Raw genomic sequence first — 25,787 nt, forward strand, 5'->3', positions numbered from 1 at the left:
GCTTTGACGAACATCGGCAGGACATCGGACGGCGCTTCGTAGGAGATGGTCTTGCCGCCGGTGTACTTTTCGCCGGTCCAGTAGTCATACCAGTCGCTTCCGGCCGGCAGATAGATCGAAACGGTGGCGATCTCCGCGCTGGAGCTGACCGGCGCGACCATCAGCGCATCGCCGAACATGTACTGCATGTCGATGTTGCGCGCGTTTTTATCGAGCGGGAAGTCGAGCACCAGCGGACGCAGGAACGAAACGCCCTGCTCGCTCTGCTTCTGGAAATTCGAATAGATGTATGGGACCAGCTTCATGCGCAGGTTCGCATACTTCTTGAAGTTTTCATACGAAACCGCCGAGCGTTCCCATGGCACGGAGCCCTGCTGCCATTCGTTCTCAAGCGCATAGGCACTGAAGAAGGACAGCTGGGTGCGGCGCTGGAACAGCACTTCATTCGCCTCGTTGTCGGCGCGCAGCTCCGGCGAGACATAACCGCCCGAGAAGCCCGCGTTGACGTTCAGCCGGATGTATTCGTTGATGTTGTAGGTATCGCTGTATCCTGCGGACGGATACCGCTGGGAACCGGTGAACAGGCCGCGGTCATAGGTAAAGGTCCTGATGCCGAAGTTCTCGCGGGTGCCGTCGTGCACAACCTTCTGTGCAAGGCTGCCGAACAGGTTGTGGTACTCCTTGCCGGTCATGCCGCTGGGCAGAACCGCGCTCTCATCGATGAACTGGTCGACCTCGTCAATCTTATAGGAATGGATGCCGATGTCGCCGTTGACCTTCTTGATGTAGCTGTAGAAGGTGTCGCGGGAGTCCTTCGATGTAAAGTCGATCGCCTTGCCGCCGTTGCCGGAAGCGAAGCTGTGGTTGTGGCTGAACATAAAGGGGTTCATATTGTAAGGGTTGTCCGCCGTATCCGGATCGCGCATAGGGGAGCGCTGGTCAAGGAACGGATGGCACCACAGGTTCAGGGAGACGTGGTTTTCATCCCGCATATAGGCCGAAAACTCTCCCGGGTCCGGGAACCTGCCGCTCCAGACATAGGTGCAAGGATAGGTGGAGGTCTGCCAGCCCGGCTCCAGTCCGACATAGTCAATCGGAACCTTATTGTCACGGAACTCTCCGATGACCCGTTTGAAATCATCCGCGTTCCAGCTGCCGCTGCCGCGGTACATGAGTCCGAGCGCCTTCTTCGGCGGCATGGACAGGCTGCCGGTCAGCGTGTTGTAATCCGCCACGATGTTGACGGGTTCTTCGTCCGCAATGAAGTAATAGTCCATCTGTCCGCCTTCCAGCTCGATCGAATACACGTTGGTCGTGAAGTCGAAGGTGGAGCCGAAGGAGGTGTGCGCATAGATGCCGTAGCCGTTTGTACTGATGAAGAACGGCGTCAGGTTGTGCTTGTTCTGGTCGGACATCCAGACGCGCATGCTCTTGGAACGCCAGTTATAGGCGTTGCCGTTGGTGCCGAGTCCGTAGAAGTCCTCGGTTTCGCCGGCCGCGTCCATATCGAAATAGGTCGCGCTTTCGCCCGAAGCCTTATAGCCCAGAGCGTCCGCATCGCTGTTCTTTGTGATCAGCGTTTCATTGTCCGGCTGATAGTAGGCGATGCTGACCGGGTTTTTGTAGACACGGATCACCATCTCCGCGGTCGCGATTTTCAGGTACTCACCCTCGTCGCTGACCGTCTTTTCCACCGGGTCCCAGTCATACTTCACGACCAGGAATTCTTCATTCGGCAGATAGTCCTCATCGGACGGTTTCATCCGGACCCTTGCCATGTTGTCCTGGCACAGTTCAATGCGCAGGTCCGCGCCGGATGCCTGGATGTCGATGTCGTTTCCATTTTCCGTATAGGAAACAAAATCGCCGACCGCATCGTAGCCGGATTCCGCCGCCAGTACGCCTGAGAACGGTATCATGGTCGCAACCATGCAGAGTGTCAGAAGCATGCTGAGCAGTTTGCTGGAGAATCTTTGTTTCATTTGGTTTCATTCCCTTCATGTTGATCGATGTTTGTTTGGTTGGATGGCTTTGAATGTTTTGTTGCTACATTGCGTGCGCCTTTCTTCACCTCCCGTTCATCATTTACTTCTATATTAAAAATAAATAGATCGGCAAACGCTATAACCCATGAAAAGTATAGCACAAACCATCAACAAAATCCATGTTATTTTCTACGATTCTGAAACGAATTCTTAGAAAATTTCTACGATTATGAACATATTTTGATGATTCTTTCAAGATACAGGCAAAAAAATAAAACCTTACAGCCCCGGATGGGCTATAAGGTTTCCTTTTTACTGATTTTAATTAGAGGGCAGCCTTTGCCTTTTCAACAAGCGCTGCAAACGCACCCGGATCATTGATTGCGATCTCGGAAAGCATTTTGCGGTTCAGGGTGATGCCGGCCTTCTTGAGTCCGTTCATGAAGGTGGAATAATTCATGCCGTTCATTTTGCATCCAGCCGAGATGCGGGTGATCCACAGGCTTCTGAAGTTTCTCTTCTTCTGCTTGCGGCCGATGAACGCGTATCTGCCGGATTTGTAGACCGCCTGTTTCGCGGTTTTAAACAATCTATGCCTCGATCCAAAGTAACCTCTGGAAAGCTTTAATACTTTTTTTCTTCTTTTGCGGGTCATCATCGCACCTTTTACACGTGCCATACTTCTCTACCTCCAAAAATGATATGGTAATGGTGAAACCGATCCTTATTTATACGGAATCATCTTTTTGATTGCCGCTACATTGGTCTTATCGGCATAAGCGCCTTTGCGCAGACCTCTTTTGCGCTTGGTGGATTTCTTGTTCAGGATATGCGATTTAAATGCATGCGCACGTTTCACTTTACCGTTTTTGGTCAAATTAAAGCGCTTTTTCGCACCGGTATGTGTTTTAATCTTAGGCATTTTCAATATCCTCCCTGATTGATTTACTTGGTGGGCTTCTTGTTGGATGAAAGGAACATGGTAATGCTGCGGCCTTCCATCTTAGGCTGCTTTTCGACGTTTGCATGTTCTGAACATGCTTCGGCAAAACGTTTGATCAGCGCTTCCCCGATTTCGGGATGCGCCATTTCACGTCCTCTGAAGCGTACGCTGATCTTCACCTTGCTGCCCGCATCCAAAAATTTGTTTGCATGGCCCGCTTTGGTGTTAAAATCATGCGTGTCAATATTGAGCGACAAACGAATCTCCTTGATGTCGACGGTTTTCTGATTCTTCTTCGCTTCCCTCTCGCGTTTCGCTTGTTCAAAACGATATTTGCCGTAATCCATAATGCGGCAAACAGGCGGCGTTGCCTGAGGAGCAATCTTTACCAAGTCAAGATTTTTTTCTCCAGCCATTTTCAGCGCGTCCTTGGACGACATGATTCCCAGCTGCTCCGAATTGGGACCTACGACCCTGACTTCTCTATCACGGATCTCCTCATTGATAAGCATTTCCTTGTTGCTAATGGTTAAGCACCTCCAAAGCCCATAAAATTAACAAAAGCGCAGACCGTAACCCGTCCGCGCTTGCAACATCAAAACAGTACACTTCCAGCGGATCAATCCGGGAAGCACTCTTTTCATATTGACCATGTGTCACATCCTTTTGGTGCACAGGTGAGAACGGATAAGTTCTGCTTTGTTTTCTAATTTATTTTATCAGATACATCCCGCTTTGTCAAGTATGATTTCAAATTTTTTTCTTTTATCCGGCAGCAGCAACCATCCGCCGCTTGGAATCCCAGCCCGGGCAAAATAAGCTCTCCAGCTTTCCACACCCCCGCATGGATGCCAAAATGGACAATGGCCTGTGAAGTCAGCTGCACACCTGGCGGCGTTCCTTATTCCCATACGGATGCCAAAACGAATCCATCCCCCGCCTGCGGGCTGGGAAACAGACGCGCGGACGCCAAAACAGACCGCTAAAGCATGATTTCGCCGGAAAGATACAGGACCGCCGCTCCGGCAATTTTGACCCGATCTCCGCACAGCTTGCAGAACAGTGTTCCGCCGCGCGCCGAAAGCTGCCTTGCAAGCATCTCTTTCTTCCCAAGCCGTTCGCTCCAGAATGGGATCAGCGTGCTGTGCGCGGAACCGGTCACCGGGTCTTCGGTAATCCCTGCATGCGGGATAAAGAAACGTGATACGAAGTCGCAGTCCTCCCCCTTTGCCGTCACGATGATGGTTGGTTTGCCGTCCAGCTTCCTGAGCATTTCCATGTTCGGACGCAGCTGACAAACCTCCTGCTGGCTGCCCACCAGCGCCAGCAGGTCCCTGGACTGATGGGTTTCAAGCACCCGGCAGCCCAGCGCCTCTTCGAGCCGCGCGGGTTTCCCGGCCGGAACCGGCTTCCTGGAGGGAAAATCCATGGTGTAAAGCTCCCCGCCGCGAACGACGCGCAGCGGCCCGCTCATTGTCTCAAACACAACGTCGCCCAGAGCCGGACGCACCTCGTTCATCAGCACAAACGCCGCCGCCAGCGTGGCGTGGCCGCACAGGTCGATCTCCTCCTCCGGCGTAAACCAGCGCAGATGATACGCGCCGTCCTTCTCAGAAAGAAATGCGGTTTCCGCAAGATTGTTCTGCGCCGCGATGCGCTGCATCGTCCGGCCGTCCAGTTTTCGGTCAGCCAGGCAGACCCCGGCCGGATTGCCGTGGAACATCCTGTCCGCGAACGCATCCACCACATAATAGCGCATCGGAAACTTCCCCCTCTAAACAATCAAACAAAGTCCTTCAGATTCTCATCCAGCACCTTTTTCTTCGTAATCTTCCAGTAGTCCGACCGCAATCCATACCGGCTTTCGAACGCTTCGAGGAACAGCATCGGGTTGACGTTCAGCAGGATGCCCGCGTTGGTGCGGATGGTCAGCTTCAGCGTATCGCCGCAGACCTCCGTATGGAGAACGGATACCAGCGGCTTCAGATCGATCTCCTTGACCTTTTTCTTGGTCTTCTTGGTCACGATGATCGACTCCTGTTCCATAAATTCCTCAAGATGCGCGCCGGTCTCAGCGCCGGTTTTGTCCAGATAGGTCAGTGAAAGGTCGTATTCGGCATATTTGATCCGCTCCGGCTTCATGACCGGGGCGCCCGCTCCCCAGATCTCGATGCCCTGCGGCAGATGCTCATTCAGCCGGCGGACGACCTCCTTCATGGGAAGCTCTTCGACCAGCCGGAAATCCATGACCTCGTACATGCTTTCGAAGCCGAGCGGCGTCGGCAGCGCAAAGGTCACATAGATGTGCGTGTGGAAGCCCTCCGTAAACCAGACCGGCAGGCCGGAACGCTTCAGCGCGCGCTGCATACAGCGGTTGATGTCCAGGTGGGAGATGTACTTCGCACGCTGTGTTTTGTTGTAAAATACCCGGATGTTATGCAAAGCATTCCCCTCCCAACAGTTTATTCGCGCCGCATCCGCTGCATTTCTGCCGGCAGTGCGGGGTGGTAACCTCTTCGTGCGCCTTTTTGTTCTCGCGGATCAGAAAGGCCTTGCTGACGCCGAAATCCAGATGATCCCACGGCAGAACCTCGTCGAATTCCCGGCGGCGGTTCGCATAGAAGGCCGGATCGACATCCTGCTCTTCGAAGGCCTTCATCCAGGCGTCAAACTGATAGTGCTCGTCCCAGCCGTCCAATACACAGCCCTTCTCCCAAGCTGCCCGGATGACCTTGCCCAGACGGCGGTCCCCTCTGGCAAGCACGCCCTCAAGGAAGCTGACCTTGACCTCATGCCAGTTCAGCGTGATCTTGCGGGAATTGTTGCAGGATACCATATACTTCTGCTTCTCACGCAGCATCTCCATCGTGTCCTGCGGCTCGAACTGGAACGGTGTGAACGGCTTCGGCACAAACGACGACACGCTGACCGTGATCTTGACGCCCTTTCCCTTGGGCTTGTTTTCGAGTGTACTGTACAGATGGATCACCTTCTGCGCCGTCTCGATGATGCCCTTGATGTCCGCGTCGGTTTCGGTCGGAAGCCCCAGCATGAAGTAGAGCTTGACCGAGGTGTAGCCGCCCTCAAACGCCATGCGGCAGGTGTTCATGATCTCCTGCTCGGTGACATTCTTGTTGATGACGTCGCGCAGCCGCTGGGTGCCCGCCTCCGGCGCAAAGGTCAGTCCGCTCTTGCGCACGCTGGTCACCTTCTCAAGCAGGCTTTCGCTGAAGTTGTCCACCCGCAGCGACGGCAGCGAGAGGTTCACCTTCTCCTTATCAGTCCAGCTGAGGAGCTGGTCCATCAAATCCTCAAGCGAACTCAGGTCGCTGGTGCTCAGGGAGGACAGAGAGATTTCATCGTAGCCGGTCGTCCGGCAGAGATCCTCGGCATTTTTGTTGATGGTGCCGGCCTGCTTCTCGCGGAACGGCCGGTAGATGAAGCCAGCCTGGCAGAACCGGCAGCCGCGGATGCAGCCGCGCAGCACCTCGACCATCGCGCGGTCATGCACGACATCGATGAACGGCACCACGAAATTCTCCGGATAATACACCTGATCGATCTCCTTGATGATCCGCTTCCCGACCTTTTCCGGCGCGCCGTGCAGCGGCGTCAGCCTCTCGATCGTGCCGTCGTCCCGGTAGGAGACGTCATAGAGGCTCGGCACATAGATGCCCGGAATCTGAGAAGCCTGCCGCAGGAACTCCTCCTTGGAGAGGTTTTCCCGTTTCGCCCGCTTGTACAGGTCGATTAGCTCCAGATTGACCTCCTCGCCCTCGCCCAAAATAAACAGGTCGATGAAGTCGGCGATCGGCTCGGGATTGCAGGCACAGGGGCCGCCCGCGACGACAATCGGTGCAAGGCCGGGCCTGTCCTTGCTCTCGACCGGCAGTCCCGCCAGGTCGAGCATGTTGAGGATGGTGGTAAAGCTCAGCTCATACTGCAGCGTAAAGCCGATCATATCAAAATCTTTCACTGGTTCAAGGCTTTCAAGCCCATACAGCAGGATGCCGTTCTCCCGCATCAGCTTTTCCATATCCCGGTCCGGCGAAAAAATCCGTTCACACCAGATATCTTCCCGCTCATTCATCAGGCTGTACAGGATTTTCATGCCGAGATGCGACATGCCCACCTCGTAAAGGTCCGGGAAGCAGAATCCGAATCGGATATCCACTTCATCTTTATCTTTGACGACGGAGTTCAGCTCGCCGCCGATGTATCTTGCCGGTTTTTGTGCCTTCATCAGGATTTTCTCAAGTTTTTCATGATAGCTCATCCGTTCACCTCTCCTTGTACAGAATGGATGCAAGGGAATACATAACCATCGATGCATTGTGACATATACAACTGCCTCCTGCTTTCTATTAAAGATTCTCTTATTTACTGCATCTGCACGCAGGCGTGCAGTAAACCTTATTTTTACATCAACTGCGGGAATAAACGCAGATTTCGTTTTATTATAGCATATTTTCTTCTTTCACTCAAATGTTTTGGCATGAACTTTTTGCCCGTGAGTTTGAACGCCGTATGGCTGATTCGTTGTCTTCAAACCATATACAGAGCATTGGCGTCCATGCCCGAACCGCTGTTGGTCATATTATATAAACACAGCCCTTACACAAGCCGGGCAGAATCGATGAAGGATTGGGATGTACTATCTGAAAAAGACATTATTCAAACATTTTAAGGGCGGCGAAGAATCCGGCATTTGTCCGCCGGATTCTTCGCCGCCCCCTCAGAGCTTTTACGCCGGGTACGTGGAAACCCTTCAAAGATATCATGACCCTGTCCGCCGCGCAAACATCCCAGGCCTTGAACGCTTGCAGCCGGCCTGCCGCTGTGAAAACAAACCGGCGCTAAACGCGGTCAGCGGCTTCAATCCGCGGAACATCCGCCGCCGGATACCGCTCTTCAGACGGCTGTCCATACCGCCCGGCGCCGTATCAGCTGCGCGCCATGCCCGCGGCATATCGGCGATCAGATAAACCTGCTGATTTTCAGCTTCAAATCCGCCATGTCCAGCGGCTTTGCGATATGCCCGTCCATCCCCGCCTCCTTGGCGGCAAAGATATCCTCCGCAAAAGCGTCCGCCGTCATCGCGAGGATTGGGACCGAGCACGCGTCCTCCCGGTCCAGTCCGCGGATTTTTCTGGCTGCCATATATCCGTTCATGACCGGCATCTGTATATCCATCAGGATGAGATCATAGCCATGCGCCGGGGAATCCATAAACCTCTCCACCCCTTCGCCGCCGTCACAGGCATACTCGACCTTAGCCCCCGTCGCGCACAGAAGCTCGACAGCGATCTCACGGTTCAGCTCGTTGTCCTCCACTAGCAGGAAGGTCTTCCCGCTGAAATCATACCGGCGTTCGCCGCCATGCACACACGCGGTTTCCTCCTGCCCAAGCACATAACGGCCAAGGCCGCTCAGCAATGTGGAACGGAACAGCGGTTTCGGCAGAAAACCGTTCGCCCCGGCCGCAAGCGCCGTCTCTTCAATTTCAGACCAGTCATAGGCGGATACAATCAGAATCGGCACGTCGCCGCCGACCTGTTCCCGGATTTTCCTGACCGTTTCCACCCCATCCTGTCCGGGCATCTTCCAGTCCACAATCACCGCATCGTAATCCTTCCCGCCCTGGTGCGTGGCGACAACCTCGCTGACCGCATGGACACCGCTGTCCACCCATTTGGCATGGACGCCGCATTCCGTAAGCATCTGCGCGGTGTATTCGCACATGACCATGTCGTCGTCCGCCACAAGAACCCTCAGTTCCGGAAAGCTCCACGCATCCTGCGTGCGCGATTCAATCTGCAGCGGCAGGCATACCGTAAAGGTCGTTCCCTTGCCCCATTCGCTTTGCACATCGATCGTTCCGCCCATCAGCTCGACGATTTTTGCGGTGATGGCCAGCCCCAGGCCGGTGCCTTCGGTTTTGTCCACGCGTCCGTCCTTCTCACGGGCAAACGCGTCGAAGATCTGGCCGATAAACTCCTGTTTGATGCCGATTCCTGTGTCGGAGAAGGCAAAGCAGAACCTCGCCCTGCCGGGCTGGTCATAGGCCAGCTCCTCCACATCCACCGTGACGCTTCCACCGTAGGGGGTGAACTTGGCGGCATTTGAAAGGATATTGATGAAGACCTGACGCAGACGCAGCGAATCGCAGGAGAACTGTTCGTGCACGACGTTGCGCAGCCGGACTGAAAACCGCTGTCCGCGGGATTTTATCATCGGCTGAACGATCGCGATGACATTTTCCAGCACCTGCGGCAGAAACATGGTGTCATTCCGCAGCGCCATCTGCCCGCTCTCGATCTTCGACATATCCAGCACGTCGTTGATGAGCCCCAGCAGATGCTGGCTGGAAAGCGCAATCTTTTTCAGGCAGTCCTGCACCTTTTCAGGACGTTCCAGATGGGACGCCGCGATCTCTGTCATGCCGACAATCGCGTTCATCGGCGTGCGGATGTCGTGCGACATGCGTGAAAGGAAATCGGACTTGGCACGGTTGGCGCTTTCCGCTTCCTGCAGGGCGCTTTTGAGCTGCCGGGCCTGATTCTCCAGCTTTTTCTGCATCTCGCGCAGGTCGGTCAGGTCGGTCACATCGATGTAGATCAGCAGGTAAACAGGCGCCCCGCCAACCCGGTCGATACATTCCCCGCTGACCTGCATCCAGACGGTCTTTCCTTCCCGGTTCTCCAGATGGGAAAGAAAACGGATCGGCTTTCCGGCTGCAACATGGGGGTATTGTGCCTGAATGGCCTCGGCATTCAGCTCCAGGTTTTTTCGGAACACCTCGTTGGAGGAATCGATGGATTTCTTTGTGCCGAAGAACTTCTGAAACTGGTCGTTGGCATCCAGCAGACGGATGCCGGTATGCTCATCGATGACGAATTTGGCGGCAAAGCCGGGGATGTTGTTGTAGGTGATCGACTGGTCTATCCGCATCTGCACCAGATCGTTGATATCGGTGATCACCGTATAGGAAACCTGCTTCCCGTTTACATACTCGTCGGTGAAGGTTCCCGTCATCCGCACCCAGATGTGTCCGCCGCCTTTGACCGGCATGCGCGTCACAATGCTGAAGGTGTTTCTGCCATTCTCTATTGCCTGGATGACCGCCTGCGTGATTTTACCCAGTTCATCCTTATAACCGTGATATGTGTAATAGATCTGCGGGTTGTTGTCGAACAGCTCTTCATATTCGTCCTTTGAATAACCGATGATCCTGTAATAGAAGTCATTCCCCCACACCATCGTAAAAGACGCATCCAGCAGATGCTTGCTGACGCTGACCTGCAGAGAACTCATCAGCGTCTTGTACTCATAGCCGGGACTCTCCGCTTCGGAAATATTCTGAGATTCAGTTGGATTTGTTGCCATATGTTCATCTTCCTTCATGACGAGATGTATAGTTCATCGTATCTTTTATGCTTCAGCCGTTCTCGCGCTGGTTTCTGCCGTCGCATTCCCGAAGCTTATACGGCGTGATGTCGTGGCAGGACAGCAGGCAGGCATCCTGTGTCCCCCAGTGAATGAAGGACGCATCCGCCAAAGACCAAACGTTTAAAACCGGGTTGAAAACCTCCATGGTCTGATTGATGATATGCCGGATGCCGCGCGCCGGACAGCGCCCGCACGGCTGGGTCCGGTTGAAGAAGGCCTCGTAGCAGCGCATGCCCAGACAGGCGTTCGGCGCGATCCGGTAGGTCTTCGCGTTGATATACCGCAGCGCGTAGGTATCGGGATCGATCACATAGATCCAGGAATTCTGGTTGTCCAGCACCATCTGCAGATTTTGTGCTGTCGCCAGCGCCCGGTCCTGCGCGCGCTTCTTGAGCAGGAAGGTGGACAGCAGCTCGGAGATGAATGCGAGCGCGTCGATCTGCGCCTGCGTCCATATCCGCCTCTCCGTACAGTCGTCGAAGCCCACATAGCCCACAAACTTCCCGTCGTCCCGGATGGCGCACTGCAGCAGGGACAGGATGCCCTGCGCCTGCAGGATCTGATACTGCTTCTGCGGAAGCTCGCGGACATCGGGACAGTAGAAGATGTCGTTTTCGTTGAAATTGTCGTGGTAGTTCCCATCCAGATCGCTTTGGTAGGACAGGTTCTGGAGCGTATCGATTTCCGGATGGATGCCTTCGTTGCACCACTCAAAGGTATTGCTGCAGCAGGTGCCGTCCTCGGAATCCTCAAAGATATAGACCCGGCTGACGTTGTACTTGAGTCCCACCATCGCCAGAATGGAATTGACGGCCAGTTCCACGTCTCCGGCCTCATAAAGCACCTTGAACGCCTGCTGAATGATGCCGTATGTATGCAGGTCGGACTCGTCGTCCGATTCGATCCGGGTGCTGGCGGCAAGGACCTGGTCCGGACTCAGGCTGAACGCCCTGGCCATGGTATCCTTGTCAAACAGGACGAACTGGTCCTTGCCCCGCTGCTTGGCATGGTACAGCGCCTGGTCGCAGGACTGGAACAGGCGCTGATAGTCGGTTCCGTCGCCCGGGCAGCAGGAGATGCCGATGCTGCAGGAAAGCTGAAAATCCTGCAGATCCTGCGCCAGAACGTCATGGAACCGCTCGATGACAATTTTTGCCCGATCGAGGATGATCTTGATATCCGAAACGCATCGGACAAACACCAGGAACTCATCCCCGCCGATCCGGGCGATCACATCGTCCGAACGGAACAGCTTTTTGAGCTGTGCGGCAATTTCCGCAAGGACCGCGTCGCCGAACATATGGCCGCGCGAATCGTTCACCTGCTTGAAATTGTCCATGTCGATGATCAGCATCGCATACTGGTCGGATGGAGCCCGGTTTTCCAGCTGCTTCTGTATCCGTTTGCGGGCGGCGCTCTTGTTGAACAGCTTGGTCAGGGAATCGCGGTCGGCCTTGTCCATCAGCTCCTGGGTGCGCCGTTTCTCATGGTCGATATCCACAATCACACCCACCGCCTTGATCGGCGCGCCGCCGCGGTCGAACTGCACCGTCGCGCGGATCCGGCACCAGGTATAGAGCCCGTCCGCGTTCGCAATGCGCACCTCCGCTTCCCCATAGGGGATGCCGCCGCGCGTGTCCTCCATCAGCTTGACAAAGCGCGGGATATCCACCGGCAGGATGTGGGAAGCCTGCGGAATCCGCGTGCTGATCTCTTCCTGAATGGGCACATAGCCGAATTTCTTGTTCCAGTTGGAGGAGTAGCTCAGGGTGTCCTTTGCAATATCCCACTCAAAGATGATGTCGTTGGTCTGATCCATGATGATCTCGTGCCGTTCTATGGTCAGGCGCAGCGCCTCCTGCGCCTGCTTGACCTGGGTCATATCCACCAGGACGCAGTTGAGGTATTCCGTCCCGTCTTTCGCCGTCGCAAGCTGGCATTTGTCGAGAATCCAGACCATGCGCCCGTCCTTCGCGGGAACCCGGTATTCCAGCTCCATGGTGTTCCCCAGCAGAAGCTGTTCCTGAAACCGCTCCCTGACCGCCTTCCGGTCGTCCGGATGGATCATCTCGGTATAGCGGTCGCGGAACAGGTCGTGAACCTCCTGCCTGCTGTAGCCGAACAGATTGATAAAGCCCCGGTTGATCTTCGTCATGGTAAACCACCGGTCATTGACACACTGCTGGATGCCGATCAGCTGATCCTGAATTTCCGGAATCCGGTCATCCCGCTCTGCCTGCGGCAGCAAATGGCAGCCTGCCCCGGCAAGCTCCTTCCACACCGCCAGCATCCTGTGGGAATGGGGGTTGTGGATATCGATGCGCAGCATTGTCGCCTCATACCAGGCATATTTGCCGGTAGCCCGCTGCAGCACCCGGTACCGCCGGGTACGTTTGAGCAAACCGTTCTCAACAAAGTCCTGCTCATAGCGGTCGATCGCGTCATAAGCTTCCGCGCGGTCGTCGATGTGGACCGCTTTGTCCACAAAATTGCGGATCGCCTCCCTGTAGTTTTCACCAAAGCGCAGCGAATCGAAATCCTCATTCAGGGTATATACCAGATGATAGATGCCGCTGTCCAGATTGATCTCCATCACGGTGGCGTCCGCGTACCGCAGCATCGCCGTATACTTCATCTGGCTGAACTGCTGTGTGTTCTGCTCCTCTGTCGGATGAAGCGCCGGCATGATGGCCAGCTTTTCCGAATCCGCTTTCGGGGAGCGGCCGTCCGCATAGCTGCTGGACAGCATGGCAAACCGCTCGCGGACACTCTTAAAGCATTCCAGCAGTTTCGGAGAAAAAGCGCCGCATTCCTGATTCAAAATCATGTTGTAGGCCTTTTCGGAGGAATACGCCTTTTTATAAACCCGGTCGGTGGTCAGCGCGTCGTAGGCGTCCGCAATGCCGACCGCCTGCGCGCACAGGGGAATGCTCTCGCCCTTCAGCCCGTCCGGATAGCCCCCACCGTCCCATCGTTCGTGGTGATAGCGGCAGATGTTGTACGCATAGCGCAGGTATTCCTTGTCGTCCATCCTTTCAAGGCCCTCCAGGATTTCGCAGCCCTTCACCGAATGGGTCTTCATGACCGCAAACTCCTCGGCCGTAAGCGGCCCCGGTTTGTTCAGGATGGCATCCGGGATGGATATCTTCCCAATATCGTGCAGGGCCGAAGCGCTGGCGATAACGTTGATAACACGCTCATTTAGGTTGTATTCCGGATAGGTGCGCATGATATCCTCCAGCAGCACCTTCGTAAACATGCGGATACGCAGGATATGCTGCCCCGATTCCACACTGCGGTGCTCGATGACGGAGGACAACGCGTCCATCATGACATCCTGGGATTCGCGGAGCTTTACCGCCTGCTTTTCAACCAGTTCCTCCAGATGCTCCTTGTGCAGGTTGAGCTCCACGGCGTTCTGCACCCGGCGTTTGACCACATGGGGCTCGAACGGCTTCATGACGATATCCGACGCGCCCAGGTCAAAGGCACGGACTTCGTTTTCCATGGAATCCTCGGAGGTGATGATGATCACCGGTATCTTTTTGATCAGACCGGTCTTGTTCATCTCCACCATGACCTCGTAGCCGTCCTTGACCGGCATCACCACATCCAGCAGCAGCGCGGCTATCGTGTCCTGATACTGGCTCAACAGCATCAGCGCCTGCTCGCCGTTCTCCGCTTCCAGAAGGTTGTAATCCTGTTCAAACAACGCGCGCAGAATGGCGCGGTTTACCTCCATGTCATCCACAATCAGCAGTGTGTTCCGGTTCATGTGTTTCCCTCCTCGTCCGCCTTATATGCGCAGCCGCATTTTCTCTTTATTGTATTCGGTATGGGATGTCCTCCCACCGCCTGCATGGCCCGGCCTTCCCGCATATCATCCTGTCATGCCCGATGCAATACCGTCATCCCCATACTTCCGAAACCTCCGCCGCATACGCCGCCACGCGCACAGCATACCGGTCCCGCGTGTCTTTAACAGCTGAGCAACCGCGGCAGACCCCTGTAAAAACGCCCACAGTGAAACGGATGGCCGCACAAGCACAGCCACCCAGCGTTTATATCCAAAACAGATTCCCGATAAACAGGTGAATCATTCATGAATTCCGCTTTCATACGCAGGCCCCAATCTCCATACGGCCAACCTTGCTCATGTACGTACCTTTAATTATAGCAAATTTGACAAGGGATAACAAGTGGGCATAGCTTTTTTGATAAAAAAATGTTATAATATTTTAGAAACGACAAGACCGGAGGGAGAAACTGCTTTGGACCAGTATCAATATCGGTTTGTATATCAATATTACGCCTCACGCTGTCATTTTGGATATTTTCATAAAGGGGATATCCTCCCGCCCATCAAACAGCTCTGTGATAAATTTCAGGTATCCAGGCAGACGATACGCAACGCCTTCGCACAGCTGCAGCAGGATGGCTATCTGAGCGTATCAGCCGGCAGACGGACCACCGTCGTCTATGACGCTTCCGAAGAAAAAATTGAAAATGATATTAAAGCGTATTACCTTGCAAGAAAAGCCGTCATGCTGGATTTGAACCGGACGACGATGCTGCTCCTCGCCCCCATGTTTGAAGAGGGATGCCGGCTATTGTCCGCGGAAGATCTGCAAAGGTTCGGTCGGATCGCCGCCCTTCCCGATACGGAGGTTTCTTATCTGTCCCTGGTCTGCTGCTTTACCATGCTGGGAAAGCTTCAGAATCCTCTCGCGGTCGATCTGGCCAATGAGATCGTGCTGTATTTCCAGTTCCCATGCCTGCAGAAAGCGATCGATTCCTACGCCGAAGAACGGGAGTACTCCCGAAAAGCAATCGACCGGATTGCCGCCTGCTGCCATCAAAACGACCGCCAGGGCCTGCTGGAAGTTTATTTACAGCTGCAGGATCAATATTACCGCGCAATGAAGGATTATATCCTGCCGCCTCAGACCGATAAAACCGCCGTTGTACAGATTCCGTTCCATTGGCAGGGGTATTATGGCAGGCCGCAATACTGCTATTCTCTGGTTCTGCGCCTGATGCGCAGGGTGGAGGAAGGGATTTGCAAGGAGGGCGCACTTCTTCCCTCCTTTTCAGCAATGGCTGAGGAATACGGTGTGTCCTTCAGCACCGTACGCAGGGCGGTCGACCTGTCAAACAGCCTGGGCATCACCAAATCCATCAACGGAGTCGGAACACAGATCGCATTTTCAGCGCCTGATACCGAGAAACTCAGACAGCCGGCTATCCTTAGAAATTTTGATATTCTTTTTTACAGCATCCAGATGATCACGCTGTCCTGCGACAAGGTCATTGGCGCCGCGTTTTCCGCCATCTCTCAAAGCAAACGGAACGCGATTCTGGATGATCTGCGGCATTCTGTCCAATCAGGGAAGCCGCACCGATTGCTCTACGTTTCGATTCACCATCTGCTGGATGTCTATCCGCTGGCGTCCATACGTGAGATCTGTGAGCGGCTGTATGAATATCTGTTCTGGGGATACCCCTTTATCAGGACGCAGCAATGGGACAAAGCGGCGCAACGCGCGTCCATTATGCTTGTAGAGGGGCTGCAGAAAAACGATGCGTTGCTTTACAGTCAGGGCATCCAAACACTGCTTGCGGAGATGTCCGGCATTGTAAAACACGCGCTGAAGCGTCCCGGCATCTGACACGGGCGCCACGATGTTTTTGCTTATTCCGTATGCACCAGCTAAGGATAAAAACCTGTTCGCGCCGGTAAATTCTTATAACTGTCCGGTGCGTCATCTTAGGACTGAGATATTTTTATCAAGATGGAATTACCAAGAAAAGAAGAGACTGATCTGGAATCAGTCTTCTCAGCTTGTCAAAGAACCCGTGATTGGCATAGGCCAAACACGGGTTCTTTTGTGATATTGGCAGCTTTCTGCCCACACTGCGGTTCCCGGGACATGGATGCTACCCGCCCCGCATATTCGTCTTGAAGACAATGGTGACCAGCAGATAGGTGCACAGCAGCAGCAGCGTAAAGTTGTGTCCGGCGGAACAGAGAATCACAATGCCCAGTACAAACAGTGGCACCAGGCATAAAAATGAAACCACATCGCTCACCGTCTGTGCGCGCCGGTAAGGCAGGAACAGCTGCAGCAGGTTTTCCACCATCCAGCCACCGTCCAGCAAACCGATGGGCAGAAGATTCAGGGCCCCCGTCAGCAGGCTGATGACGCCGACGATCGGCATCCGCAGGCCATACAGCAGATACAGGACCAGAAACAGCAGCAGATTCGCGGCCGGTCCCGCAAACAGGACCAGCGCGTCCTGCAGATAGGAGAGCGCGCGCCTGCCCTCCACAATCTTGACGCCAAACGGCTCAAGCACAACCGCGCGCGGGATGCTTCCGCACAGCAGCATCGCACACAGATGCCCGGTTTCGTGCAGCAGGATGGTCAGCAGCATCCACAGCAGCAGCCCCGAACGGTCGAACAGCATAAACACGGCAAGCGCCGCAAAGAATCCGAAGGTCAGTTCAATGTCGATATCACAGATTCTGAAGTGCAATCGCTATCACCGCCTGTCATTCCGCTGTTTTATCTGAATCTCTCTGCAGTAAAGCCGCATCCGCTTTGATATCTGATGTATCCCCGCCATCTTCCGCAACTTTCCCCAAGGGATAGCATCCATACGAAAGCAGACCGGACATGAAAGAATGGCGTCTATATAGAAACAGACAGGACATTCTTGGCGGCACAGCATACGAGACGAAAGGCCGCACGGCGCCCGCTCCCTTACAGACAGGCTCTGTCGGCCTTATACCGCCTGTGACTCATCCTCCTCGTCGGGGAGGTCATAGACCCAGGCGGGATCGACGTTGATTTCGTTCACCAGAATCTCATAATGGCAGTGCGGGCCGGTTGCGATGCCGGTGCTTCCCACCTGCGCGATGGTCTCCCCTTCGCGCAGCACGGTGCCTTCCTTCACAAGCACGACGCTGCAGTGCGCATATTTGGTGGACAGGTTCTCAGAATGCTCCACCACGACATAGTTGCCGTAGATATCGTCATCCTGCACCACCTTCTTGACCTTGCCCGGCAGCACGCAGGAGATCGGGGTGCCTTGAGGCGCGGCGATGTCCACGGCGTTGTGAAAGTCGAGCTTTCCGGTGGTCGGATGCATACGGTATCCATACGGCGAGGTGATGGTTCCATGCAGCGGCAGGGACGGCTTCGCAGACAGGTAGACCGGCGCAAGCGTCGCGGAGTCCGGCGGGGTCAGGATGTCCCCGTTTCCGGGATCTGCGACCTCGATCATACCGCCCATGCCGCTTTCTGCAGAGGTTCCCTGCACACTGGCAGCACTTCCCGAGGCGACGCCCTCGCTGACAACCGACACGGAATTCTGCTTTTGTGTAGACGAGACAGCCGCCGCGGAATTGGAGAACGCCGCGGCCGAACCTGGCTTACAGCGTGCAAAGGCACAGTCTGCGGGCGGGCGCGGATAGAGGGTCAGCGCAGCGCCGGCGGCATTGTCCGCGGGACGCTTCCAGGCATCCCTCTCCGGTTCCCGGGCGTCGTCCGCCGGCGTGTTTGACGGCAGGTCAGCGGATTGGCCTTCGGCCGGCTTTCCGGTATCGATGTGCAGCATGGTCGCGAGATCGTCGACATAACCGCCGACCGCATCGAATACCTGCCGCACCGCCGGCACCTGATCGGCAAATTTCAGGACATTCTCGGTCAGCTGGTTTTCAATGGTCTTGTCGGTGAGCATGTTCGCATATTTGAGCCGCGATTTTTCATAGAATCCTCCCCCAACCAGCTTGACGGCGAAGCATGCGAGCAGCAGCACGATGCAGATCAGGGACTGCACAATCAGCACCGGCGTGATGATATCCTTCTTCTTTGCGCCCGCAGGTTTCGCCCGATGTTCATTTCTTCGGTTCCGATGAGCGGTAAGCTCGTCATTGTATCTTTCATAGTCCATACAGATCGCCCTTCCTGATGATGTTCTGCGCCAAAACGGCGCGCTTTCTATCATTCTCCACAGCTTCCAGATAAACCTTTTCCCTCAAATATATGCAGACGATTCCCGCCGGATAACCGGTTTTTTGTCGAAATTTCGCATTGACACCGCTTTCGGCGTAGTGTATCATGAATATATCAGCTATAGGAAAGGAAAAATCTATGATCCGAAATCGAAACAACATTCTCTGTATGGTTGTGAGCTTCTGTCTGCTGCTTTCACTGTTCGTATACAGGCCGCCGATGGTGTCTGCCGCATCGGGCACGCAGAACGATCCCATCCTCATCGCCTCAGCATCTGACTTTGACCGGATCCGGAATGGGCTGGACAAGCACTATAAAATTGCCGACAGCGTTGCGCGCATCACATTGCCGGCCGGCTTTCGGATGATTGCCGAGGACGGCGCGTTCACCGGTTCGCTGGACGGCAACGGAAAGACCGTCTCCGTCAGCACACTGTCTACCAATCTCAGCCCGGATGCGGCGCTGTTCTACAGGAACGCAGGCGTCATCAAAAATCTGAAGCTGGAACTGACCGCGGATATCAGCGGCATGATGGCCGCTTCCATCGCTGTCTACAACGGGTCCTGGAAGCACGCAGCCGCTTCGCTCACCCAGCTTCCTGGACAGATCACCGGCTGCACCGTCACTGTCGGCAGACCGCTGCGGGGCATGCGGGTTTCCGCGGGCATCGCGGCGCAGAACGAGGCGCAGTCATCGATCACCGGCTGCCATGTGCTGATCGGCGCTTCCGGCTCCGTCAAGGCGGACGGCGCGTTCGGCAAAACCGGGATCGCGGGCGGGCTTGTCGGCGTCAACCGCGGCAAGGTGCAAAACTGCCGGCTCAACTGTCAGTCCGGACAGATCACGCCGTCGGCTTCCGGCAAATACGCACCGTATATCGGCCAGTACCTGTCCGGTACGGTCTCTTCGCTCTCCACCGAGCTGCCCACCGTTCCGGTCACCGGGGTGGAGATCGCCGGGGAAGCGACGGTTGCGGCAGGCTCCCAAAAAACGGTCGCCGCTTCGGTTCTGCCGTCCAATGCCACCGACCGGACCATCCGCTACACCACCGGCAACAGCAGGATTGCAACCGTTGATGAAAAGGGTGCCGTCACCGGCGTCGCGCCCGGAAAAACCTGGCTGACCGCGCTGAACCCCTCCAGCTCGAAAAGCGCAAAATGCCTTGTAACCGTGGTGCTCGACGGCTCCGGCACGCCGGTCACTTCGGTTACCCTTTCATCCGATGAACTGACTGTGACAGCCGGTAAAACCGGCTCGATCCCTGTCACGGTGCTTCCTGCAAACGCCAGCGACAAGGCCATCGCATGGTCGATCGGAAATACCGGCATCGCGCGGGTGGATGACCGCGGCGTCATCACCGGTGTTTCCCCCGGCAAGACCTGGCTGTATGCCAAAAACCCTGCAAGCGGGCTTTACGCAAAGGCACTGATCACCGTCGAATCCGCTTCCGGTGGGATTCCGGTCACATCGGTCAAACTGAACGTACAGGAAGCGTCCGTCAAAGCCGGGAAAACGCTTGCGTTCTCCGCACAGGCGCTGCCCGCAGATGCAGACGACCGAACCATCCGCTGGTCTGTCGGCAATCAGAGCATCGCCTCTGTCAGCGCTTCGGGTGTCGTGACCGCGAAAAGCCCCGGCAAAACCTGGCTGTATGCCAAAAATCCGGCCAGCGGACTTTCGGACAAATGCCTGCTGACCGTGGAACCAAACGCATCCGGCGTTCTCGTCACCTCAATCGCACTGAATGCGTCGGAGGCTTCCGTCCGACTTGGCGAAACGCGTTCGTTCTCGGTGCAGGTCCTTCCACAGAACGCCGCGGACAGGACCATCCAATGGTCCATCGGAAATCCCTCCATCGCTTCTGTCAGCGCATCCGGCTCCGTCACACCAAAATCGGTCGGCAAAACCTGGCTGTACGCCAAAAATCCGGCCAGTGGGCTTTCGGATAAATGCCTGCTGACGGTCGAATCCAACCTATCCGGCACGCTTGCCGAGAAGGTGACGATTGATGCACAGGAAGTGACGATACAGGCCGGCAAAACGCTGAAGATGTCGGCACAGGTCCTGCCCGTCGGCGCGGTGGATAAAAGCATCCAGTGGTCAACCGGAAATCCCGCTGTCGCCGCTGTCGATGACGCGGGCGTGGTCACCGCGAAGAAAACCGGCTCCACCTGGCTGTACGCGAGAAATGCGGCCAGCGGAAAATCCGATCAATGTCTCGTGCATGTTGACGGCAGCCTGATCGTCGATTCGGTATCGTTCGGCCGGGAGGAGGCATCCGTTGCCGTCGGCAAAACGCTGAAGCTGACAGCCGCCGCGCTTCCGCAAACCGCACTGGACCGCACGGTCGTCTATTCCAGCGGCAATCCGTTTGTCGCAAAGGTTTCGGCTGACGGCACCGTCACAGGCGTTGGAAAAGGTGCGACCTGGATTTACGCCAAAAACCCGTCCAGCGGAAAATCGGATAAATGTCTGCTGCGGGTACAATAGCATGCATGGGCGGAAAGAAGTTGTCCGAAGGTTTCCGTCAACCGTACTGGCCGTTATACATTCGCCTGCTGGTACAGTACAACCATGGCAAAGGCGGTTTCGTCCATTGTGCCGCTGTTTTATAGATGTCTTTTGCACCTGATCAAACAATGTACAGAGGTGCATTTGGTATATCGATTTTTTATTCCACTTTTTTTCGCAAGGATGCGCTATACATCCTAAAAACGTTTGCAGCCTGACAGATTCGTTTAAAGACCGAATCTGTCAGGCTGTTTTTGATAAAACAACTCAAAAACAAAACACCTCCTGTCACAACAGCAACCTGCTACATCTTTTTCTCATTTTGTCGCCTGAGCTGTCGTAATGGACGCTCATTCTATTGGCATTATTTCTCATTTGTAATTCTCCTGTTTTGGGGCTGTGGCAGCTTGACATCCGCATGTATTTATGATATCCTTGCTACAATAAATTGTATGAGAGGGGTCTGCTTGGTGATTGTTCTGTAAGGAACGCAGCTGCATAGAAAACGAAAGCGACGATGGTCGCTCTATTTGTTGTGCAATGAGGTTTCATACAGAACTATGCCAAACAAAATCCTTTGATAAACGGATTGGGCATAGTCTTGTGACTGTGCCCTTTTTTCTGCAGCGAGCGTTCCGCCGATGATGAAAGTTAAAATATTATAAAAATTATGAGGTGGAAAATCTTGAATAACAATATGAAATGTTACGGTGCAGATGAACGCCGTTTTTCCGAAGCATCCCTCTACCCCGGCCTGTGTCTGGCACGCGTTATCTCCCAGTACAGGGACCTGTATAAGCTCATCACAGAGGATGGGGAATGCTTCGCGCAGATCTCCGGAAGGTTCCGCCACGAGGCTTCACAGCATCCGGCTGTGGGAGATTTTGTGATGGCGGACCGAACCGACAGCCGTACCGGCAACGCCATCATCCATCATCTTCTCCCCCGGGTCAGCAGCTTTGAACGGGTATGCGCGGGCAGGGAGCAGGACATTCAGGTGGTGGCCGCCAACATCGACATCGTGTTCCTGTGCATGTCCCTGAACAGCGACTACAACCTGAGCCGGTTGGAACGGTATCTCTCCGTCGCATGGAACAGCGGTGCATCCCCGGTGGTGGTGCTGACAAAGGCCGACCTGTGCGCGGACCTGCGTGCAGTGAGAACTGAAATAGAATCGATTGCGCCCGGCACGGAGATTGTCATAACTTCAAGCTTCGATCCGTCGTCCTGTCAGGATATCCTGTCCTATCTGCGGCCGGGAATGACGGCCTCCCTGATCGGTTCCTCGGGCGTTGGAAAATCCACGCTGGTCAACTGTCTGGCCGGAGAGGAGCTGCTTTCGACGTCGCAGACCCGCGGCGATGACAAGGGCCGGCACACCACGACCCGCAGGGAACTGCTCGTCCTGCCGCAGGGCGGCATCATCATCGACACGCCGGGCATGCGGGAGCTGGGCGTAGATTCCGTAGACCTCTCCAGATCATTCTCCGATATCGACGATCTGGCGTCTTCGTGCCGCTTTCGGGACTGCACGCATGCCGCAGAACCGGGATGCGCGGTCCGTGAGGCACTGAAAAACGGCAGTCTGGACCGCCGTAGGCTGGAAAGCTACCAGAAGCTGAAGCGGGAAGCAAGATACGACGGCCTGTCCGCAAGGCAGATCGAGCAAGAAAAGCTCAGTGCGATGTTCAAAGAAGTCGGCGGCATGAAAAAGGCCAGAAAATATCTCCATGAAACCGATAAACGAAACAGAAGAAGATAACCATACAGCATTGGAAAAGCAATCCATGTGACAGCGGTCCGGTGTTGGAAAAACCATAGGGCCAAACTCCATCAAGCCGAAAAAAACTCCCGACGAATCATCGGATATCCGAAACCCCGTCATGGTCCTGACAGCAGACAGGAAATGACCCGCGTTTTTCCTGCGAAGGCATACGGCTGGAAAGTTTTCGCATGGTATCACAACCTGCGCTTTATGTGCGCAAAAAGGATATCCATTGCATATTGGCCATATTTCCGTCTGTGTGAAATTCAACAGTTAAACATCCGTAAAAATAAAAAATCCACCACGGCATCGCTGGACGATGCAGGGTGGATTTTTTATTCGAATACGGTTGTCTGTCGTGCATCTGCTATCTTTTTTCTGCGGAAACAAGCAGCATCATAGGCCTGCGAAGCTCGTCCTTCATGCCGGGCACATCCAACAGTTCGGGATCGGGCTGGGGTTCCGCCAAGCCTGTGATGGCAAAGCCCGTCTGCAGCAGCGTGTTGACATAGGTGGTAAGCGTCTTATGGTATTTGACCACGTCGCAGCCCAAAAAATGGGCTTCCCGCTTGCCCTCCGTGAAATAACGGTCCACCGGCCAGTGCAGAATCTTTCCATCCTCATCGCAGTGCCAATCCTGCGTGCCGTAGGCTGTAAAGACAGGATGTTCGCAGGAGAAGACAAACGCGCCGCCCTTTACAAGACAGTTATAGATCTTTTTACAGACCATCGGGAAGTCCTCCACATAATGAAACGCAAGCGAACTGAGCACAATGTCAAATGAATCCGCCGGATACGAGATGTCCTCCATCGCCGTCTTTTCGTATGTGATGCGGGGGTCCGGATTCCGTTCCAAGGCACCCTTCAGCATCTTTTCGGACAGATCGGTTCCCAAGGCGGAGACAGCGCCGTGCTCAACCGCATATTTACAATGCCAGCCAAAGCCGCAGCCCAAATCCAGCACGCGCTTCCCTTGGAAATCCGGGAGCATCTTTCTGAGCTCGTGCCATTCTCCCGCCGCGGCCAGCCCTTCAGCCGAACGGGGAAAATTGCTGTATTGTTCAAAAAACAGTTCGTCATCATATTTGTTTTCTTTCATAGGTTTCCTTTCCGTCGGTTGACTGATGATAGGATTCATCTTATCCATTCGATCAAGCCAAAATGCGCGTTTACGATAAACAAAAGTCCTATAAACAGCCGCTTCCAGCTATTTATAGGACCTTTCATCTGGTGGAGCATAGGGGACTTGAACCCCTGACCCCCACACTGCCAGTGTGGTGCGCTCCCAGCTGCGCTAATGCCCCGTCTATTTCCAACGAAGATTATTCTACCATACCGTATACAGGCTTGTCAAGTATTTTTCGCAAAAATTGCGGAAAACGGGGGAAGAAGCTTTCCGCTCCCTCCCCCATTCTATGTATCCTGGTGAAGCTTTCCTTGTAATCAATCAGAAGATCGAGAAGTTCACAACAACACCTGCAAAAACGATGGAAACCATCGAAAGCAGTTTGATCAGAATGTTGATGGACGGGCCGGAGGTATCCTTGAACGGGTCGCCGACGGTATCGCCAACCACCGCCGCTTTATGCGCTTCGGAGCCTTTTCCGCCGAGCTTGCCGCTCTCGATGTATTTCTTTGCATTGTCCCAGGCGCCGCCGGAATTCGCCATCATGATGGCAAGGATGAATCCGGTGACGGTCGCGCCGGCCAGCATGCCGACAACGCCGTTGACACCGAGAATCAATCCGACGATGATCGGCGCGATGACCGCGATCACTGCCGGGAGGATCATTTCCTTCTGCGCGGACTTTGTGCAGATATCCACACAGGATTCATAATCCGGCTCCGCTTTGCCTTCCATCAGGCCCTTGATCTGTTTAAACTGCCGGCGCACTTCCACAACGATGCTCTGTGCCGCGCGTCCGACCGCTTCCATGGTGAAGGCCGCGAACAGGAACGGCAGCATGCCGCCGACGAACAGGCCCACGAGGACGGTCGGGTTGTTGATGGCGAGATCGAACTTGAAGCCGTCTGGCGCAATCAGCAGAACCTCTGCGATATAGGAGGCAATCAGCGCCAGGGCCGTCAGGGCCGCGGAACCGATGGCAAATCCCTTGCCGGTCGCCGCGGTGGTGTTTCCAAGGGAATCGAGCGCATCGGTGCGTTCACGCACATCGTCGCCCATATGGCACATCTCGGCGATGCCGCCCGCGTTGTCCGCGATCGGTCCATATGCGTCGGTTGCCAGCGTGATGCCCAGGGTGGACAGCATGCCGACCGCTGAAAGGCCGATGCCGTAGAGTCCCCAGTTGTAATCCGCGCCGCCGCCCGCGACATAGAAGCTGACCAGAACCGAGATGCCGACGATCAGGACCGGGATCAGGGTGGACAGCATACCCAGCGACATACCGCCGATGATGACAGTTGCCGGGCCGGTCAGCGAGGTGCCCGCCAGGTTTTTCGTCGGTTTATAGGAGTCAGAGGTGTAGTATTCGGTGAAGAATCCAATCAGGATGCCGGCCAGAAGTCCGCTCAGCACCGAGAAGTAGACGCCGATCTTATCCGCGCCAAGCACAAAATAGATCAGCGGGAATGCCACGACCGCGATCAGCGCGGCGCTGATCCAGGTTCCGCGGCGCAGCGCGCCGAGCAGGTTTTTCTGCGTCGCGCCCTCCTTCGTGCGTACAAAGAAGGTACCGATAATCGAAGCGAGGATGCCGATCGCCGCCATAACCAGCGGGATCATCACGCCGTTGAAGCCATAGCTGGCCGCAACCGCGAGCGCGCTTGTGGAGACGATGGAGCCGACATAGGATTCATACAGGTCCGCGCCCATGCCCGCAACGTCGCCGACATTGTCTCCGACGTTGTCCGCGATGACCGCCGGGTTCCTTGGGTCATCCTCCGGGATGCCCGCTTCCACCTTGCCGACCAGGTCCGCGCCGACGTCCGCCGCTTTGGTGAAGATGCCGCCGCCGACACGCGCAAACAGCGCCATCGAGGACGCGCCCATGCCGAAGGTCAGCATAGCCGACGTGATGGCCTGAATCTGCGCGCTCGGGTCGGCAATCGGCTGTACATTGGTATACCAGAATTTTAAGAAGAAGAACCAGAAG

General features: G+C 55.1%; 16 protein-coding genes and 1 tRNA gene. 3 read left to right on the plus strand and 14 right to left on the minus strand.

The window, feature by feature from the left end; translation table 11 throughout:
- The 9 genes from BN348_RS08300 to BN348_RS08345 all read right to left on the minus strand — a co-directional run.
- Window positions 1-1,982, minus strand: a 1,982-nt coding sequence (locus BN348_RS08300) for a glycoside hydrolase family 31 protein (protein WP_040197414.1), incomplete at its 3' end; no start/stop codon positions are given.
- A 328-nt stretch (window positions 1,983-2,310) separates the two neighbouring features.
- A complete protein-coding gene (gene rplT, locus BN348_RS08305; RefSeq protein WP_040197415.1) occupies window positions 2,311-2,664 on the minus strand; it encodes a 50S ribosomal protein L20 in 354 nt (117 codons plus the stop codon).
- A gap of 45 nt (window positions 2,665-2,709) precedes the next feature.
- The gene (rpmI, locus tag BN348_RS08310) at window positions 2,710-2,907 is read right to left on the minus strand and encodes a 50S ribosomal protein L35 (RefSeq protein WP_040197416.1); all 198 of its coding nucleotides are present in this window, start codon (window positions 2,905-2,907) and stop codon (window positions 2,710-2,712) included.
- 23 nt (window positions 2,908-2,930) lie between these two features.
- Window positions 2,931-3,440 carry a translation initiation factor IF-3 gene (gene infC, locus BN348_RS08315; RefSeq protein ID WP_040197417.1) on the minus strand — a complete coding sequence of 170 codons (510 nt, stop codon included), beginning with the start codon at window positions 3,438-3,440 and terminating at the stop codon, window positions 2,931-2,933.
- 470 nt (window positions 3,441-3,910) lie between these two features.
- Window positions 3,911-4,687, minus strand: a complete 777-nt coding sequence (locus BN348_RS08320; RefSeq protein WP_040197418.1) for a PhzF family phenazine biosynthesis protein — start codon at window positions 4,685-4,687, stop codon at window positions 3,911-3,913.
- Between the two features lie 23 nt (window positions 4,688-4,710).
- A complete protein-coding gene (locus BN348_RS08325) occupies window positions 4,711-5,370 on the minus strand; it encodes a TIGR03936 family radical SAM-associated protein (RefSeq protein ID WP_052446829.1) in 660 nt (219 codons plus the stop codon).
- Entirely contained in the window at window positions 5,363-7,204 is a 1,842-nt protein-coding gene (locus BN348_RS08330) for a TIGR03960 family B12-binding radical SAM protein (RefSeq protein ID WP_040197420.1), read from the minus strand. The genes BN348_RS08325 and BN348_RS08330 overlap by 8 nt, the downstream gene beginning before the upstream one ends.
- 701 nt (window positions 7,205-7,905) lie before the next feature.
- Entirely contained in the window at window positions 7,906-10,314 is a 2,409-nt protein-coding gene (locus tag BN348_RS08340) for a hybrid sensor histidine kinase/response regulator (RefSeq protein WP_052446830.1), read from the minus strand.
- A gap of 52 nt (window positions 10,315-10,366) precedes the next feature.
- Window positions 10,367-14,152 (minus strand): diguanylate cyclase domain-containing protein, encoded by a 3,786-nt coding sequence (locus tag BN348_RS08345; protein WP_040197423.1) that lies wholly within the window; start codon window positions 14,150-14,152, stop codon window positions 10,367-10,369.
- A gap of 496 nt (window positions 14,153-14,648) precedes the next feature.
- Here BN348_RS08345 and BN348_RS08350 point away from each other — a divergent pair, with 496 nt between their 5' ends.
- On the plus strand, window positions 14,649-16,046 hold the full coding sequence (locus tag BN348_RS08350; RefSeq protein ID WP_040197425.1) for a GntR family transcriptional regulator: 1,398 nt from the start codon (window positions 14,649-14,651) through the stop codon (window positions 16,044-16,046).
- A gap of 268 nt (window positions 16,047-16,314) precedes the next feature.
- Here the strand turns inward: BN348_RS08350 and BN348_RS08355 are convergent, their stop codons facing one another.
- Together BN348_RS08355 and BN348_RS13210 are read right to left on the minus strand one after the other, a co-directional pair.
- Window positions 16,315-16,914, minus strand: coding sequence for a site-2 protease family protein (locus BN348_RS08355; protein WP_040197426.1), 600 nt, complete (start codon window positions 16,912-16,914; stop codon window positions 16,315-16,317).
- 249 nt (window positions 16,915-17,163) lie between these two features.
- Complete coding sequence (locus BN348_RS13210; protein WP_052446831.1) at window positions 17,164-18,333, minus strand: M23 family metallopeptidase; 1,170 nt, start codon at window positions 18,331-18,333, stop codon at window positions 17,164-17,166.
- A 200-nt stretch (window positions 18,334-18,533) separates the two neighbouring features.
- Here BN348_RS13210 and BN348_RS13215 point away from each other — a divergent pair, with 200 nt between their 5' ends.
- Window positions 18,534-20,885, plus strand: a complete 2,352-nt coding sequence (locus BN348_RS13215) for an Ig-like domain-containing protein (protein ID WP_052446832.1) — start codon at window positions 18,534-18,536, stop codon at window positions 20,883-20,885.
- Window positions 20,886-21,591: 706 nt separating this feature from the next.
- Entirely contained in the window at window positions 21,592-22,668 is a 1,077-nt protein-coding gene (gene rsgA, locus BN348_RS08375; protein ID WP_040197429.1) for a ribosome small subunit-dependent GTPase A, read from the plus strand.
- Window positions 22,669-23,038: 370 nt separating this feature from the next.
- Here the strand turns inward: rsgA and BN348_RS08380 are convergent, their stop codons facing one another.
- The 3 genes from BN348_RS08380 to BN348_RS08390 all read right to left on the minus strand — a co-directional run.
- Window positions 23,039-23,770, minus strand: a complete 732-nt coding sequence (locus tag BN348_RS08380; protein WP_040197430.1) for a class I SAM-dependent methyltransferase — start codon at window positions 23,768-23,770, stop codon at window positions 23,039-23,041.
- Window positions 23,771-23,899: 129 nt separating this feature from the next.
- Window positions 23,900-23,975: transfer RNA gene (locus tag BN348_RS08385), tRNA-Ala, on the minus strand.
- Between the two features lie 143 nt (window positions 23,976-24,118).
- The coding region (locus tag BN348_RS08390; RefSeq protein WP_040197432.1) for a sodium-translocating pyrophosphatase at window positions 24,119-25,787 on the minus strand (1,669 nt) is incomplete at its 5' end.

Origin of the sequence: Candidatus Soleaferrea massiliensis AP7 (assembly GCF_000820765.1) — a bacterium.
Lineage (GTDB): Bacteria > Bacillota > Clostridia > Oscillospirales > Ruminococcaceae > Soleaferrea > Soleaferrea massiliensis.

What these genes read in the sequence shown, in the direction of transcription:
- BN348_RS13215 (WP_052446832.1), top strand. Translation starts at nt 18,534, where the DNA reads ATGATCCGAAATCGAAACAACATTCTCTGTATGGTTGTGAGCTTCTGT.
- BN348_RS08345 (WP_040197423.1), bottom strand. Translation starts at nt 14,152, where the DNA reads ATGAACCGGAACACACTGCTGATTGTGGATGACATGGAGGTAAACCGC.
- BN348_RS08340 (WP_052446830.1), bottom strand. Translation starts at nt 10,314, where the DNA reads ATGGCAACAAATCCAACTGAATCTCAGAATATTTCCGAAGCGGAGAGT.
- rplT (WP_040197415.1), bottom strand. Translation starts at nt 2,664, where the DNA reads ATGGCACGTGTAAAAGGTGCGATGATGACCCGCAAAAGAAGAAAAAAA.
- BN348_RS08330 (WP_040197420.1), bottom strand. Translation starts at nt 7,204, where the DNA reads ATGAGCTATCATGAAAAACTTGAGAAAATCCTGATGAAGGCACAAAAA.
- BN348_RS08380 (WP_040197430.1), bottom strand. Translation starts at nt 23,770, where the DNA reads ATGAAAGAAAACAAATATGATGACGAACTGTTTTTTGAACAATACAGC.
- BN348_RS08320 (WP_040197418.1), bottom strand. Translation starts at nt 4,687, where the DNA reads ATGCGCTATTATGTGGTGGATGCGTTCGCGGACAGGATGTTCCACGGC.
- infC (WP_040197417.1), bottom strand. Translation starts at nt 3,440, where the DNA reads ATGCTTATCAATGAGGAGATCCGTGATAGAGAAGTCAGGGTCGTAGGT.
- rpmI (WP_040197416.1), bottom strand. Translation starts at nt 2,907, where the DNA reads ATGCCTAAGATTAAAACACATACCGGTGCGAAAAAGCGCTTTAATTTG.
- BN348_RS13210 (WP_052446831.1), bottom strand. Translation starts at nt 18,333, where the DNA reads ATGGACTATGAAAGATACAATGACGAGCTTACCGCTCATCGGAACCGA.